The sequence below is a fragment of the Pseudomonas sp. TTU2014-080ASC genome, assembly GCF_001446935.1.
In the GTDB taxonomy this organism is placed as follows: domain Bacteria; phylum Pseudomonadota; class Gammaproteobacteria; order Pseudomonadales; family Pseudomonadaceae; genus Aquipseudomonas.
Genome location: NZ_LKKK01000002.1, coordinates 917,122 through 932,547 on the forward strand (window position 1 = coordinate 917,122; position 15,426 = coordinate 932,547).

Consider the following 15,426-nt stretch of genomic DNA (forward strand, 5'->3'; position numbering starts at 1 on the left):
TTCTCATATCGAGGGGGATTACAGACCAGCGGCAGCGCGTAGTTCGTCGGCTTTGTCGGTCTTTTCCCAAGTGAAGGTGGTGAAGGTGTCTTCGCCCACAGTCTTCTGCTCCGGTGTACGGCCGAAGTGACCGTATGCTGCGGTCTCCTGATACATCGGGTGTAGCAGGTCGAGCATGCGGGTGATCGCGTATGGGCGCAGGTCGAAGACTTCGCGAACCAGCTTGATGATTACGTCTTCTGAAACCTTGTTGGTACCGAAGGTGTTGATCGAGATGGAGGTAGGCTGGGCCACGCCGATAGCGTAAGAAACCTGAATTTCGCAACGCTCGGCCAGGCCAGCGGCCACGATGTTCTTGGCCACGTAACGGCCGGCGTACGCAGCAGAGCGGTCAACCTTGGATGGGTCTTTGCCGGAGAACGCGCCGCCGCCATGGCGAGCCATGCCACCGTAGGAGTCGACGATGATCTTACGGCCGGTCAGGCCGCAGTCGCCAACCGGGCCGCCGATGACGAACTTGCCAGTCGGGTTGATGTGGAACTGGGTGTCTTTATGCAGCAGTTCGGCAGGCAGTGTGTGCTTGACGATCAGCTCCATCACCGCTTCTTTCAGATCCGCCTGGCTGATTTCCGGGTTGTGCTGAGTGGACAGCACAACAGCGTCAATACCGACAACTTTGCCGCCGTCATAACGGCAGGTGACCTGGGATTTTGCATCCGGGCGCAGCCAGGGCAGCAGGCCGGATTTACGGGCCTCGGCCTGACGCTCAACCAAGCGGTGGCTGAACACGATCGGTGCAGGCATCAGTACGTCGGTTTCGTTGCTGGCATAGCCGAACATCAGGCCCTGGTCACCGGCGCCCTGATCTTCCGGCTTGGCGCGGTCAACACCTTGGTTGATGTCCGGGGACTGCTTACCAATGATGTTGATGATGCCGCAGGTCGCACCGTCGAAGCCGACATCACTGGAGGTGTAGCCGATGTCGCAGATAACGCGACGGGCGATTTCTTCAAGATCAACCCAGGCGCTGGTGGTGACTTCACCGGAGACAATCGCCACACCGGTTTTCACCATGGTTTCGCAGGCTACGCGGGCGTGTTTGTCCTGAGCGATGATGGCGTCAAGCACCGCATCGGAGATCTGGTCGGCGATCTTGTCCGGATGGCCTTCGGATACGGACTCTGAGGTAAAAAGGGAGTATTCGCTCATCGCTGTGTTTCCTGTTGTGTTCCGCTGATGGAAGCCCTTGGGCCAAGGGAAGTGTGTGGGTTGGCAAAATGCCGAACCTGAATCTGAAAACCGTTGCGCAGGCCAATATAAAGGCTTTCGCCTGGTGTGAGGCCCGCTGCTTTGGCCCAGCGTGCCAGATCATCCTGTTCAAAGCCCAGCCACAGATCACCGCAGGCCTCACGGGCCCAGCTCTGATTGTGGCTGCACAGTTCAGTGATCAGCAGGCTGCCACCAGGTTTAACCCGGCTGGCCAATTGTTTAAGTGCTTCTGCTGGCGCGGCCAAATGGTGCAGAACCATGTTCAACACGACGCAGTCGGCTGCGCTGTAGTCATCGTGCAAGGCGTCAGCTAGTTGCAGATCGACATTGGTCAAGCCGTCTTGCGTGCAGCGTTGGCGGGCAAGTTCGAGCATGGCCGGACTATTGTCCAGCGCCAGTACATGTTTGAAGCGGCGTGCCAGCTCAGGCAGAAAACCGCCGTCACCGGGACCAATCTCCAGCGCACTGGCGTGGGTATCAAAGCCCAGTGAGTCAAGTAAAGCCAGCACGCTGTCACGGTATTGCGGCAGGCCGGCGATCAGGTCTTGCTGAGCTTGAAAACTGGCAGCGCTGCGGGCAAAAAAATCCTGGCTGGCGTCTTCGCGCTGCTTATGCACGGCGTTAATGCGTTGCTGTACGTCCTCAGGCAGGACCAGTAGGTCAACCTCGTCAAGCAGTGCTGCTTGCAAGCGGCTGCCGGGCAAGTCGCCCTGTATCAGCGCGCGCCGGTAAAAAATGGCATTGCCTTCACGGCGAGTGGCTACCAACCCAGCTTGTGACAGCACTTTGAGGTGGTGACTGATGCCGGATTGACCAGTGGCGAAGATTTGGGCCAGTTCAAGCACGCCAAATGAGTTGTTGGCCAGTGCGCGCAAAATGTTCAGACGCAACGCATCGCCACTGGCTTTGCAGAGGGTGGCGAGGGTGTCGACGGGGTCGAACGTCAGATTCGAGGCGCGCAGGTTCATAAGGGTGGCAGTCTAAGCGCACGTTTTTTATCCAGCAATAGCAATATCAAAAAGTTTTGATATTGCTATGTGGCTTTCTGGCATAAGGACAGGAATCTTGCGGATGCCGGGCTCAGGGTGCTGTCAGGGCGCCACAGCGCATACAGCTCGCGTTCAATCTTCAGATCAGAAACGGCCAAGTGCTGTAGCCGCCCGCTGGTCAGTTCGGCACTGATGCTGCGTTCTGACAGCCAGGCTATGCCGTGTGCATCTTCCAGCAAGGCTTTCAGCGCTTCAGTACTGGCAATGGCTACGTGGGGCTCAATCTCCAATCCATGGCTTTTGTAAGTTTGCTCGATACTGTGGCGAGTGCCCGAGCCGGGTTCGCGCAAGTACAGCGGGTAGGCCTGTAAGTCTGCTGCCTTCAGTTGCTTTGCCCGGGCCAGCGGGTGCTGTGGAGAAACCACGGGCAGCAGTGCGTCCCGGGCCAGAAGATGGTGGGCGTACTGTTCGCGAACAAAAGCACCTTCGACGAAGCCCAGGCTGATCAGGCCATCGTCCAGTTGTTGCGTCACCTGATGGGTATTGCTGACGCCCAGACTGATTCTGATCTGCGGAAATTGCTGGCGGAACTGACGGATCAACGCTGGCAGCAGATAAGCCCCCAGCGTTGCGCTGGCACCCAGATGCAGTTCGCCGCTCTCAACCTGAGCGAAGTTGTGTAAGTCGCGCTCGGCGGCTTGTTCCAGCGCAAAGATACGTTGTGCGTAGTGGCGCAGGCGTTCGCCGCCTTCAGTCAGTCGCACGCCGCGGGGCCGGCGCTCGAAGAGTTGCAGGCCGAGGTTGCCCTCCAAGTCGCGAATTTCCCGGGTCACGGCCGGTTGGCTGATGTGCAGTTGCTCGGCTCCGGCGCTAATACTGCCTGCGTCGGCCACCGCGAGAAAAACTTTCAGATGGTGCAGGTTCATGGCTTTGTATAAATATAAGGTATGGAAGGCCTATAAAACATGTATTTTCAATATGCATCAAGGCTGATTAGGCTTTGCTCATTCCGCAGTTGGGGTCACAGGAGTGAGTATGAAACGCCCATTTAGCCGCCTGCCTGAACCACTGGCATTTATCCGTCATTTCACACCGAACTGGTTTGCCATGATTATGGGGACCGGGGTGTTGTCGTTGGTTGTAATGGAGTTGCCTTGGGCTGTTACGGGTCAGTACGTTCTGGCGCAGGGGCTGTGGGTATTTGCAGTGCTGTTGTTTGCAGTCTTCAGCGCACTGTTTGCAGGGCGCTTGCTGTTATATCCCGAGACCATCAAACCCATGCTGTTGCATCCGGTGCAGTCGATGTTTCTCGGGGCGATTCCGATGAGTCTTGCCGTGTTGATCAAAGGTCTGCTGCTGTTCGGTGCACCACGCTGGGGAGAACAGGTGTATGCCGTCGCCCATTGGTTGTGGTGGTTGGACGCGGGCATGGCGCTGGTAGGGGCAATTCTGGTGCCGTATCTGATGTTTACCCGGCAAAGCCATGCGTTGGATAAGCTCACAGCTGTTTGGCTGCTGCCTATCGTTGCGCCGGAAGTGGCGGCCAGCACGGCGGGCGCGCTAGCGAACCATGTGGCACCCGAAGCTGGGCAGCAACTATTGATAGCTGGTTTCGTGTTGTGGGGGATTTCCCTGTCTCTGGCCTTTTCTCTGATCACGCTGGTGTTGCTGCGCTTGGCTTTGCATAAGCTGCCAGATGCGGATTTTGCCGCCACCAGCTGGCTGCCTCTGGGCCCTATTGCCACCGGTTGCCTGGGGTTGCTGAGCATGGGGCATGCTGCGCCAGCGGTATTCGCTGGAACGCCCCTGGCCGCTGCGGCTGATATGTCTAGTCAGTTAGGCCTTGTGGCTGGTTTGGCGCTGTGGGGCGCTGGGCTGTGGTGGTTGGTGGTAGCGATTTTGTTTACCCGTCATTACGCCCGCAGTTCAATGCGTTTCAATTTGGGCTGGTGGGGGTTCACCTTCCCGTTGGGGGTGTTCACGCTTGCAACGTTTGAGCTGTTCAAACTGACAGATGCAACTGTCTTTGCTGGTGCTGGCTGGGTTTTGAGCGGTTTGTTACTGCTGGTCTGGGGGCTGGTTGCAGGGCGGACACTAGTGGGTATCTGGCATGGCGAGCTGTTTCAAGCGCCTTGTCTGGCTAATACCTGTGCAGCTGCAAGAGGCTCTTTGCATCCTCAGGTAGGCTGATTTTCTGACATATGACTATCTGTCATTGCCCCGATGGGGTCCGGTGGGCGAAAATAGTTTCTTTTTTCGACAGATAGCTGTGTGGACATTCCGTCCAGCAGCCCCGCAGGAGATTTCAGTGATGCCCAGCCGTCGTGAGCGTGCAAATGCCATTCGTGCTCTGAGCATGGATGCCGTGCAAAAAGCCAACAGCGGCCACCCGGGTGCCCCGATGGGCATGGCGGATATCGCCGAAGTTTTGTGGCGCGACTTCCTCAAGCACAACCCGGCTAACCCGAATTTCGCAGACCGTGACCGCTTTGTACTGTCCAACGGTCACGGCTCGATGCTGATTTATTCGCTGCTGCACCTGACCGGCTACGACCTGAGCATCGACGACCTGAAAAACTTCCGTCAATTGCACAGCAAAACTCCGGGCCACCCTGAGTACGGTTACACACCGGGTGTTGAAACCACCACCGGTCCGCTGGGTCAGGGCATCGCCAATGCGGTGGGCTTCGCGCTTGCAGAGAAAGTGCTGGCAGCCCAGTTCAACCGCGACGGCCACAAGATCGTTGACCACTTCACCTACGCCTTCCTGGGCGACGGTTGCATGATGGAAGGCATCAGCCACGAAGTCTGCTCGCTGGCCGGTACGCTGGGCTTGGGCAAGCTGGTTGCGTTCTACGATGACAACGGCATCTCCATCGACGGCGAAGTTCACGGCTGGTTCACTGACGACACTCCCGCGCGCTTTGAGGCCTACGGCTGGCAGGTGATCCGTAACGTTAATGGTCACGACGCTGAAGAAATCAAAATGGCGATCGAGACGGCGCGCAAGACTGAAGACCGTCCGACCCTGATCTGCTGCAAAACCACCATCGGTTTTGGCTCACCGAACAAGCAGGGTAAAGAAGAGTGCCACGGCGCGCCGCTGGGTAACGACGAAATCGCTTTGACCCGCGCGACGCTGGGTTGGAACCACGGTCCGTTCGAAATCCCTGCTGACATCTATGCCGAGTGGGACGCCAAAGCTGCCGGTGCTGCTGCCGAAGCTGAGTGGAACAAGCGCTTTGATGCGTATGCTGCTGCCTTCCCTGAGTTGGCTGCTGAATACAAACGCCGTATAAGCGGTGAGTTGCCGGCTGACTTCGCTGAAAAAGCCTCTGCCTATATTCAGGAAGTTGCTGCTAAAGGCGAAACCATCGCCAGCCGTAAGGCCAGCCAGAACACCCTGAATGCCTTTGGCCCGCTGCTGCCTGAATTCCTCGGCGGCTCTGCCGACCTGGCAGGCTCCAACCTGACCCTGTGGAAAGGCTGCAAAGGCGTTTCTGCTGACGATGCGTCCGGTAACTACATGTTCTACGGCGTGCGTGAGTTCGGCATGAGCGCGATCATGAACGGTGTGGCTCTGCACGGCGGCTTTGTGCCGTACGGCGCAACCTTCCTGATCTTCATGGAATACGCCCGCAATGCTGTGCGTATGTCGGCGCTGATGAAGCAGCGTGTGCTGTATGTATTCACTCACGACTCCATCGGTCTGGGCGAAGACGGCCCGACTCACCAGCCAATCGAGCAACTGGCCAGCCTGCGTGGTACGCCGAACCTCGATACCTGGCGTCCATGCGATGCCGTTGAGTCGGCAGTTGCCTGGAAGCACGCCATCGAGCGTAACGATGGCCCGAGTGCGCTGATTTTTAGCCGTCAGAACCTGCCGCACCAGAGCCGCGACGCTCAGCAGCTGGCTGATATCGCTCGTGGTGGTTATGTGCTGAAAGACTGCGACGGCGAGCCGGAACTGATCCTGATCGCTACAGGTTCCGAGATCGGTCTGGCGGTTCAGGCTTACGAGCAGCTCACTGAACAAGGCCGTAAGGTTCGCGTTGTATCAATGCCGTCGACGTCTGTGTTCGATCAGCAAGACGCTGCCTACAAGCAGGCAGTACTGCCGGTTCAGGTGGGTGCACGTATCGCCATCGAAGCCTCCCACGCCGATTACTGGTACAAGTATGTGGGTCTGGAAGGTCGCATCATTGGCATGACCACCTTTGGTGAGTCTGCACCTGCTGCCGCGTTGTTCGAAGAGTTTGGCTTCACAGTCAGCAACGTTCTGGAAACCGCAGCGGAGCTGCTGGACGCCTGATGATCACCTGTCGGGCCAGCCTGGATGAGGCTGGCCCGTCTGTGTGCCAGACGAGACTTATATGTCCTTACGCCCATTTCGCGTCGCCCTGAATGGTTACGGTCGCATCGGTCGCTGCGTGCTGCGGGCCTTGCATGAGCGCGGAGCAGGTGCGCGCCTGGAGATTGTGGCGCTGAATGATCTGGCCGATCAGGCCAGCATTGAATACCTAACCCGTTTTGACTCCACCCATGGACGCTTCCCCGGCGAGGTAAGTGTTGATGGCGATTGCCTGCATATAAATGGCGACTGTGTAAAAGTGCTGCGTGAGGCTACGCCTGAAGCCATTGACTGGGACGCGCTGGAGATTGACCTGCTGCTGGAGTGCTCCGGTCAGTACACCAACCGCGTTCAGGCAGAGCGCTTTTTGCGTGCTGGAGCACCCAAGGTGCTGCTGTCACAGCCTATGTCCAGTGAGTCTGACGTCGATGCCACGGTCGTCTATGGCGTCAATCAGTCACTGCTGACAGGCACTGAACGGCTGGTCTCCAACGCATCCTGTACCACTAATTGCAGTGTGCCGCTGCTGAAGTTGCTGAATGAAACAGTTGGGATCGACTATGTGACGATCACCACTATCCATTCGGCCATGAATGATCAGCCGGTGATTGACGCTTATCATCACGAAGATTTGCGCCGTACACGCTCTGCGTTTCAGTCGGTGATTCCGGTTTCGACCGGCTTGGCTCGCGGAATCGAGCGTTTGTTGCCGGAACTGAACGGACGCGTACAGGCTAAGGCTATCCGGGTGCCGACGGTCAATGTGTCGTGCCTGGACATCACTCTGCAAACGCTCCGTGACACCAGCGCTGAAGAGATCAACCGTATCCTGCGTACGGCGGCTGAGGCCGGCCCGCTCAAGGGCTTGCTGGCTTATACCGAGCTGCCGCATGCCAGCTGCGATTTCAATCATGATCCGCATTCGGCCATCGTTGATGGCAGCCAGACCCTGGTATCAGGCCCGCGCCTGGTCAATCTGCTGGCTTGGTTCGACAACGAGTGGGGCTTTGCCAATCGTATGCTTGATGTTGCTGAACACTTTCTTGCTGTATCCACCCAATCCAGTACAACCAGCCCCGTGAAGGACTGATTACATGACCGTTTTGAAGATGACCGACCTCGACCTCGCCGGTAAGCGTGTGCTGATCCGCGAAGACCTCAACGTGCCGGTAAAAGACGGCGTGGTGAAGAGCGACGCGCGCATCCTCGCCTCCCTGCCGACCATCAAGCTTGCTCTGGAGAAGGGCGCTGCGGTTCTGGTCTGCTCCCATCTGGGCCGTCCGGAAGAGGGTGTCTACAGCGAAGCCGACAGTCTCAAGCCGGTGGCTGACTACCTGAGTAAAGCGCTGGGCCGCGATGTGCCGCTGGTCAAAGACTACTTGGGCGGCGTTGACGTTAAGCCGGGCGAGCTGGTGCTGTTGGAAAACGTCCGCTTCAACAAGGGCGAGAAAAAGAACACTGATGAGTTGGCCCAGCAGTACGCCGCTCTGTGTGACGTGTTTGTGATGGACGCGTTTGGTACCGCCCACCGCGCACAGGGCTCGACCCACGGTGTGGCCAAGTTTGCTCAGGTTGCCTGTGCCGGTCCGCTGCTGGCGGCTGAACTGGATGCGCTGGGTAAAGCGCTGGATAAACCTTCGCGCCCGATGCTGGCCATCGTTGCCGGTTCCAAAGTATCTACCAAGCTGGATGTATTGAACTCTCTGGCTGAAATCTGTGACCAACTGATCGTCGGTGGCGGCATTGCCAACACCTTCCTGGCGGCTGCTGGCTATCCGGTCGGCAAATCGCTGTACGAAGCGGACCTGGTCGACACTGCCAAAGCCATTGCGGCTAAGGTCAGCGTGCCACTGCCGGTCGACGTCGTTGTGGCCAAGGCCTTTGCTGAAGACGCGGAGGCGACGGTCAAGGCCGTGCGTGATGTGGCTGAAGACGACATGATCCTCGACATCGGCCCGCAAACCGCTGCGCAGTTCGCTGAAATGCTCAAAGCCTCGCAGACCATTCTGTGGAATGGCCCGGTCGGCGTATTTGAGTTTGATCAGTTCGGCAATGGCACCAAGGCTTTGGCTTTGGCCATTGCCGAGAGCGCTGCGTTCTCCATCGCTGGCGGTGGTGACACCCTGGCAGCCATTGATAAATACGGTGTGGCTGAAAAGATCAGCTATATCTCAACCGGTGGTGGCGCGTTCCTTGAGTTCGTTGAAGGTAAGGTTCTGCCTGCTGTTGAGGTGCTGGAGCAGCGTGCCCAGGCCTGAGTCTGAGTATCAGGGAGGTGGCATGATGAGGAATATCACGTTGCTGTTGTTATCCGGCTTGCTGCTGACGGCTTGTTCCAGTCAGCCTGAGCCGGCGATAACAGACGGTTGGACACGTTGGGTGTGTGAAACCCAGGTTGAAGTGCTGTGGCGTTATACCGACAGCCGGCAAGAGGCCGTTGACCTGCGTCTGGGCGGTGATGACATCGTGCATCGCCTGCGCATGCAGAAGTCGGCTTCCGGCGCGCTGTATAGCGATCCGCTACTGGCGTTTCACACCAATGGCAAGGAGGCGGTGATTTACCGCCCCTCGAATGATCAGGTGATCGGGCGCTTCTGTAAGGCACCCTGATCACCTGCTGTTACGAATTGACAGAACAAGCAGATGACTTGTCCTGACTGAGACTTGAATAGCGCCTGCCGCTGCGGCAGGCTTGCACGATCAACAAAGCCCATCCGGGAGAAAGTACACCATGGCACTTATCAGCATGCGCCAGATGCTCGACCACGCCGCCGAATTCGGCTACGGCGTGCCGGCTTTTAACGTCAACAACCTCGAGCAGATGCGTGCCATCATGGAAGCCGCCGACAAGACCGATTCTCCGGTTATCGTCCAGGCTTCTGCTGGTGCCCGCAAATACGCAGGTGCCCCGTTCCTGCGCCACCTGATCCTGGCTGCGATTGAAGAATTCCCGCATATCCCGGTGTGCATGCACCAGGATCACGGCACCAGCCCTGACGTATGCCAACGCTCCATCCAGCTGGGTTTCAGCTCGGTGATGATGGATGGCTCCCTGCGTGAAGACGGTAAGACTCCGTCGGACTACGAATACAATGTGCGTGTGACTCAGCAGACTGTTGCTTTCGCCCACGCTTGCGGTGTTTCCGTTGAGGGTGAGCTGGGTTGCCTGGGCAGCCTGGAAACGGGTCAGGCTGGTGAAGAAGACGGTATCGGTGCTGAAGGAACCCTGGACCACAGCCAAATGCTGACTGATCCGGAAGAAGCGGCTGACTTCGTCAAGAAGACTCAGGTGGATGCCCTGGCAATCGCCATCGGTACCAGCCACGGTGCTTACAAGTTCACCAAGCCGCCAACCGGTGACATCCTGGCGATCGACCGCATCAAGGAAATCCACAAGCGCATTCCGAACACTCACTTGGTGATGCACGGTTCTTCCAGCGTGCCGCAAGAGTGGCTGGCGATCATCAACGAGTTTGGTGGCGACATCAAAGAAACCTACGGCGTGCCGGTTGAAGAAATCGTTGAAGGCATTAAGTACGGCGTGCGTAAGGTCAACATCGACACTGACCTGCGTTTGGCTTCTACAGGTGCCATGCGCCGTTATATGGCTCAGCACCCGAGCGAGTTTGACCCGCGCAAATTCTTCGGTGAGACCATCAAGGCCATGCGTGACGTGTGCATCGCCCGTTACGAAGCCTTCGGCACTGCTGGCAACGCTTCCAAGATCAAGCCGATCTCTCTGGAAGGCATGTTCCAGCGTTACGCCAAAGGTGAGTTGGCGGCCAAGGTTAACTAAGCCTGACACACGAAAAAGCCCGCGAAAGCGGGCTTTTTTGTTTTTGCGGATCAGGCACCCGCAGGTGTCTTCCCGGGCAGTCCTCAGGCCAGGCGCAGATGGGCTTGGGGGGCGCAACGCAGGTCGAGTTCTGATCGATTACGGCCGTTTTCTTTGGCGCTGTAGAGCGCTTTGTCGGTACGGATGTAGAGCTCGGCTGCGGATTCGCCGGGGTCGCTGATGGCTGCCCCGATGCTGAAGGTCAGATATGGGCTAATCGGGCTGTTGGCATGCTGGATAGCTTGGAGCTTGAGGCGCTCGTGCAAGCGGGCGAGAAGGTTACGCAGGGATTTCTCGTCGCTGTCGTAGTGCAGCAGAGCAAACTCTTCACCGCCCAAGCGGGCGCACAGGTCCATGGCCCGTTTGCTTTCCTGTTGGAGAATTTCTGCCACCTGAATCAAGGCCTTGTCTCCCACCGGGTGGCCGTAATGGTCGTTGTACCGTTTAAAGTGATCGATATCGATCAGCACCAGTGCGGTGCGTATGCCTTCACGCTGGCCTAGCCCTAGGCAGCGGTTGATTTGTTCATTGAACAGGCGTCGGTTGGCCAGATTGGTCAGCGGGTCATGTTCAGCCTGCCAGCGCATGATGTTTTGCAGGAGAAAGGCTTTACGCTGAGCGTGATCACGCAGGTAACCGCCCAATGCACTGATAAAGATTGCCATCGGGATCATGTGCACCATGCGCATGTAGTCTGCGCGTTGTGGATCTTGCAGCAACAGATCGCCGATAACCCAGGAGCCTGCGTACAGGGTCAGGGCCGTCATCAGGCTTTGCATCCATGTCAGCCCCCAAGGCAGGAAGGCTATGACCACGGTCAACAGGTGGGCGCTGTCCAGCTGCGGAGCATCCTCGCGTTTGGACAGGCAGATGATCGCTGCGCCGGCCAGGCCGTTAATCAATTGCATGGCGGTGAGCAGGCCAGGGCGGTAAGGGCACAGGCGAGGAATGAACAGTATCAGCATCACCAGGGACATTACGGTGATGCACAGTGCGCGCAGTGCCAGGGTGTTCAGGGCATGCTCGCTGAGCTGTTCAGGGTGGTCGAGCAGATCAAAACGCAGGATGTCCAGGCCGGACAGGCCGATCCACAACATCAAAAAGATGCCGATCAGCAGTTTGTGTTGAGTGATCAGGCCGGCGAGGAGTTGGTGACGGTATTGGTCCTCAAGCTGAGGATCAAATTTGAGACGGCTGAATCCCTTAGCAAGTTGCTGCGAGTATGGGCAGTCGGGGTTGTTGTTCTTGTACAAAGCGCTACCCTGCAGCATGGGCTTGGTACCAGGGTGTGACCGTAAGTGGGTCGAAGTATAACAACCCGTCAGTGATGGATGGCATCACTGATATCAGGGATAAGTTGTAAGTTTTAAAGCCCGTGCCAGAGCTGTTCTGAGGTGATTGGCCGGGTCGTATTGAACAGGAAATGCTGTGAAATATTTACAAGGCTACCCGCTCAACCTGCAGCAACAGGTACGCGGTTTGATCGAGCAAGAGCGATTAGGTGAATACCTGGCCCGGCGTTATGCCAGTACGCACCAGATTAAGAGTGATAAGGCGCTGTATGCCTATGTCACAGACCTTAAACAAGCGTATCTGCGCAGCGCACCCGCGATTGATAAGGTGCTGTATGACAATCGTTTGGACCTGACTCACCGCGCGTTGGGGTTGCACACCGCTGTTTCGAGGGTGCAGGGCGGTAAGCTCAAGGCGAAGAAGGAAATCCGCGTGGCCGCACTGTTCAAGGATGCGGCGCCAGAGTTTCTGCAGATGATCGTGGTGCACGAGTTGGCACACCTGAAAGAGTCAGACCACAACAAAGCCTTCTACAAGCTATGTGAGCACATGCTGCCGGGCTATCACCAGCTTGAGTTCGACTTGCGCGTCTACCTGACTTGGCGCGAGCTGCCCGGCATGGCCGAGGTCAGTCTGAGCGAGATTGCCGCCTCGCGCTGAGTGTTGCAAGGCGGCGGGTGAATCAGGCGCGCAGGCGCAGGTTGAGCTTGTCCACGGCTTGCGACCAGACACCGTCTTCGAGGATTTTTTCGCGTAGCAGTGTGGCCTGAGCCGGGTCCCAGAAGGGCGCGTCGGCGAGTTGGCAGTCTTCGGCTAACGGTGAGTGCTGTTTGACGAACAGATCAATGCTGGCTGGATCAGACTTGAGTCCCAGCTGCTCAAAAAGGTCTTCTAAGGTCGGGGATTGTACGGTCATGGTGTCCTCCTGACGGGGTTGTGCCTAGCTTCACTCGACCGACAGAACCTCGAATTCCTGCACGCCACTGGCTAACCTGAGGTCCACTTCGTCACCTGGCGCTTTACCCAGCAGTGCCTTGCCTAACGGTGCCTGGGGCCCGATGACTTGGATGCTCGCGCCATCGTGTTGCAAAGACATGGACGCGCCGCCGGGGCCGAGAAATAGCCAGCGGCGCCGGTCCTGAGTATCGGTCAGCTGTATCAGGTTGCCAAGCTGAATGCCGATTTCTTCCGAGTAGGGGCGTAATTGCAGCTGCTTCCACTGTTTCAGTGCCGTGCGGATTTCTTCATAGCGCCTGGCTTGGCCGGTGGCCAGATAGGCCGCTTCAAGGCCGAGAGTGTCGTACTTGTTCTCGGCGATGTTCTCTTCGTGGGTGGCCGCTTCATGTGCCGACAGGGCAGCCTTGTGCGCGTGGTCAAGGTCGTCTTGCAGTTGTGTGATCACGCTGTTGAGCAGGTCTGCTTTGTTCATGGTGTGTGGCTGGCTGCCTTAGGTGCTGGTTGCATCGTCATGGGCTTTGAGCAAATGAGCGGCAAGCGTACGCAATGGGGCTAGCTGACGGCAAATCAACGCCAGTTGGGTTTGCAGCAGGCGCTGACTGTCGTCGGCTTCATCTGCGATTTGCTCAAGCTGATTGGCCAATTGTTGTTCTTCGTCACTATGCACCGCAATGGCGTGACCGTCGAACAGGCCCCCAGCAATTTCATCGAGGCTGTCAGCAATTCGGCTGGCGCTGGCCAGCAGGTCTTGATGAGCTTCGCTCAGGTTGGTTTCACCGCGATGCGCGCCTAAGCCAGACAGATAGCTGAGCAGCGTGTGCGACACCAGTAGAAAACGGAAGCCGAGATCAGCGTCTTTACGGAAGTGGCCCGGCTCTTTGAGCATGTTGCCCAGGGTGGTGGATAAGGTGGCATCGGCGTTGTGAGCATTGCGCCGGGCCACACGGTAGATCAGGTCGTCACGCTTGCCGTAGGTGTACTGCTCAATGATCTGGTTCAGATAACGGCTGTTGCAGCTCAGGGTATTGGCCAGCAGTTGGTTCAGGCGGCGGCCCTGCCAGTCCGGAAGGATGACCATGACGGCTATAACGGCGATCAGGCTGCCGATCAGGGTGTCGACCAGACGCGGTATCAGAACGTCATAGCCTGCACCTGTCTGGTTGAAGCAGAACAGAACCAGCAGGGTGATCGAGGCTGTTGCCAGTGTGTAGCGGGTGCCGCGCAGAGCAAAGAAACCCACTCCGGCCAATACGGCAAAGGCGGCCTGTATAAGGGTGTTGGGCACCAGATCAAACATCGCCCAGCCCAGAATCAGACCCAGAACGGTACCGCCCACGCGTTGGAACAGTTTGAGGCGGGTAGCACCATAGTTGGGCTGGCAGACAAACAGTGTGGTCAGCAGAATCCAGTAGCCCTGGCTCTGATCAATGAACTGCACCACGCCATAGCCGACGGCCAGAGCAATCGACAGACGTAGAGCATGGCGGAATATCAGTGAAGTCGGCGTCAGCTGTGAGCGCAATTGCCTGATGACCTCTTTGGCCGATTGCGGTTCACGGTCGTAGAGGCTGCTGTCCTGTTCCTCTGCCAGCGCATCAGGGTTGCTGGCGTTACTTAGCAGCATGTTGACCTTGTGCATGTTGCTGGCCAGAGCACTGAGCGAGCGCAGCAAGTGGCGCCAAGCGGGGTTGCTCTGCCGACGTAAGTGCTCGCAGGCGTCATTCAGATCATTGAGTGCCTGATGGCTCAACTCCTGATGGGCGAAAGGCTGGTGGGTTTCGATGGCTTGGGCGAGACGCTGACAGTCGTCACCGTGCAGGTTAAGCAGTCGCTGGCAGCGAAACAGCACATCACTGTGATAGAACGCCTCGGCCAGCTCGTTGTAAGGGTAGTGGGACGAACTGGCGCGTTCGTGAATGTCCTGAGCCAGGAAGTAGAGTTTCAGATAGCGGCTTACGGCCGGATTGGCGCGTGAATTACCGACGCGATGCAGGATTACGTCTTTGGCGTTGTTCAGCGCCGCAACCACGCGACCGTTCTGTTGGGCCAGGGCCAGCCGGCGCTCCTCGATATTGAGTCCGCGCACAGGCTCGAACAGCGCAGCTTTGAGTTTCAGATATCGGCCCAATTCACGAAACAGCCGGGCCAGACTCTGTTGCACCGGCTGATTGCTGAACAGCCAGTTCCACAGCACAGACAGGGCGCCGTACCAAGCCGCGCCAGCGACAAGAATCAGCGGTTGATGCCAGATGTCAGCATTCTCACCCTGCACCTCCATCACCAGCATGCTGTACACCGACAAAATCAGCGTGCCCCAGCCCATACTGGCAAAGCGTTCGCCCAGAGAGCCCAGCATGGTCAGAGCAAACGTCGAAATGGCCAGTGAAATTACGAATAGCCATGGATAAGGGAACAGCAGCTCGACCGCATAGGTGGCCAGGGTAAAGCATGTCAGTGTGACCAGTACGGCCAGCAGCCGGCCTTTCCAGCTGTCGCCGCTTTCTGCCAGCGCACAGGCAATTACGCCGAGAAATAATGGAATTAGGGCGTCTACCCAGTTACGCGTGACGCATAGCAACATAATGCTGCCCAGGGCGATAAACACCCTGAAGCTGTAGCTGAATTTATCGCTGGCCCAAAGGCGTTGCAGAGACTGACTGAGAGGATTGGACGGCATGGCCCGGTACTGCTGGGAAGGGGAGTATTAGCCTAATCGAGATTGGCCAGACTGT

Annotated in this window: 14 protein-coding genes; 7 read left to right on the top strand and 7 right to left on the bottom strand. The window is 57.5% G+C overall.

Annotated features, from left to right (window positions below; translation table 11 throughout):
• Window positions 1–18 precede the first annotated feature (18 nt).
• The 3 genes from metK to AO726_RS09720 form a co-directional block, all read right to left on the bottom strand.
• Window positions 19–1,209 carry a methionine adenosyltransferase gene (gene metK / locus AO726_RS09710; RefSeq protein ID WP_058067858.1) on the bottom strand — a complete coding sequence of 397 codons (1,191 nt, stop codon included), beginning with the start codon at window positions 1,207–1,209 and terminating at the stop codon, window positions 19–21.
• On the bottom strand, window positions 1,206–2,237 hold the full coding sequence (locus tag AO726_RS09715) for an ArsR/SmtB family transcription factor (protein ID WP_058067859.1): 1,032 nt from the start codon (window positions 2,235–2,237) through the stop codon (window positions 1,206–1,208). The genes metK and AO726_RS09715 overlap by 4 nt, the downstream gene beginning before the upstream one ends.
• 65 nt (window positions 2,238–2,302) lie before the next feature.
• On the bottom strand, window positions 2,303–3,184 hold the full coding sequence (locus tag AO726_RS09720) for a LysR family transcriptional regulator (RefSeq protein WP_058067860.1): 882 nt from the start codon (window positions 3,182–3,184) through the stop codon (window positions 2,303–2,305).
• Between the two features lie 109 nt (window positions 3,185–3,293).
• On the opposite strand from AO726_RS09720, the gene AO726_RS09725 reads away from it, so the two are divergent.
• The 6 genes from AO726_RS09725 to fba all read left to right on the top strand — a co-directional run bounded on the left by AO726_RS09725 (window position 3,294) and on the right by fba (window position 10,405).
• On the top strand, window positions 3,294–4,448 hold the full coding sequence (locus AO726_RS09725; RefSeq protein WP_058067861.1) for a TDT family transporter: 1,155 nt from the start codon (window positions 3,294–3,296) through the stop codon (window positions 4,446–4,448).
• 121 nt (window positions 4,449–4,569) lie between these two features.
• A complete protein-coding gene (gene tkt, locus AO726_RS09730; RefSeq protein ID WP_058067862.1) occupies window positions 4,570–6,570 on the top strand; it encodes a transketolase in 2,001 nt (666 codons plus the stop codon).
• A 61-nt stretch (window positions 6,571–6,631) separates the two neighbouring features.
• Window positions 6,632–7,699, top strand: a complete 1,068-nt coding sequence (gene epd, locus AO726_RS09735) for an erythrose-4-phosphate dehydrogenase (protein WP_058067863.1) — start codon at window positions 6,632–6,634, stop codon at window positions 7,697–7,699.
• A gap of 4 nt (window positions 7,700–7,703) precedes the next feature.
• On the top strand, window positions 7,704–8,867 hold the full coding sequence (locus AO726_RS09740; protein WP_058067864.1) for a phosphoglycerate kinase: 1,164 nt from the start codon (window positions 7,704–7,706) through the stop codon (window positions 8,865–8,867).
• A gap of 25 nt (window positions 8,868–8,892) precedes the next feature.
• Entirely contained in the window at window positions 8,893–9,219 is a 327-nt protein-coding gene (locus tag AO726_RS09745) for an MliC family protein (protein ID WP_058068001.1), read from the top strand.
• 121 nt (window positions 9,220–9,340) lie between these two features.
• The gene (fba, locus tag AO726_RS09750) at window positions 9,341–10,405 is read left to right on the top strand and encodes a class II fructose-bisphosphate aldolase (RefSeq protein ID WP_058067865.1); all 1,065 of its coding nucleotides are present in this window, start codon (window positions 9,341–9,343) and stop codon (window positions 10,403–10,405) included.
• Window positions 10,406–10,488: 83 nt separating this feature from the next.
• Here the strand turns inward: fba and AO726_RS09755 are convergent, their stop codons facing one another.
• A complete protein-coding gene (locus tag AO726_RS09755) occupies window positions 10,489–11,715 on the bottom strand; it encodes a GGDEF domain-containing protein (RefSeq protein WP_058067866.1) in 1,227 nt (408 codons plus the stop codon).
• A gap of 157 nt (window positions 11,716–11,872) precedes the next feature.
• Between AO726_RS09755 and AO726_RS09760 the strand changes: the two genes are divergently transcribed.
• On the top strand, window positions 11,873–12,397 hold the full coding sequence (locus AO726_RS09760; RefSeq protein WP_058067867.1) for a YgjP-like metallopeptidase domain-containing protein: 525 nt from the start codon (window positions 11,873–11,875) through the stop codon (window positions 12,395–12,397).
• Between the two features lie 22 nt (window positions 12,398–12,419).
• Here AO726_RS09760 and AO726_RS09765 read toward each other — a convergent pair whose 3' ends face one another.
• From AO726_RS09765 to yccS, 3 genes are read right to left on the bottom strand one after another with little or no spacing between them, the layout of a single operon-like run.
• The gene (locus AO726_RS09765; RefSeq protein WP_058067868.1) at window positions 12,420–12,653 is read right to left on the bottom strand and encodes a DUF2789 family protein; all 234 of its coding nucleotides are present in this window, start codon (window positions 12,651–12,653) and stop codon (window positions 12,420–12,422) included.
• Between the two features lie 30 nt (window positions 12,654–12,683).
• Window positions 12,684–13,166 (bottom strand): GreA/GreB family elongation factor, encoded by a 483-nt coding sequence (locus AO726_RS09770; protein WP_058067869.1) that lies wholly within the window; start codon window positions 13,164–13,166, stop codon window positions 12,684–12,686.
• Window positions 13,167–13,184: 18 nt separating this feature from the next.
• Window positions 13,185–15,371, bottom strand: coding sequence for a YccS family putative transporter (yccS, locus tag AO726_RS09775; protein ID WP_058067870.1), 2,187 nt, complete (start codon window positions 15,369–15,371; stop codon window positions 13,185–13,187).
• Between the last annotated feature and the right edge of the window lie 55 nt (window positions 15,372–15,426).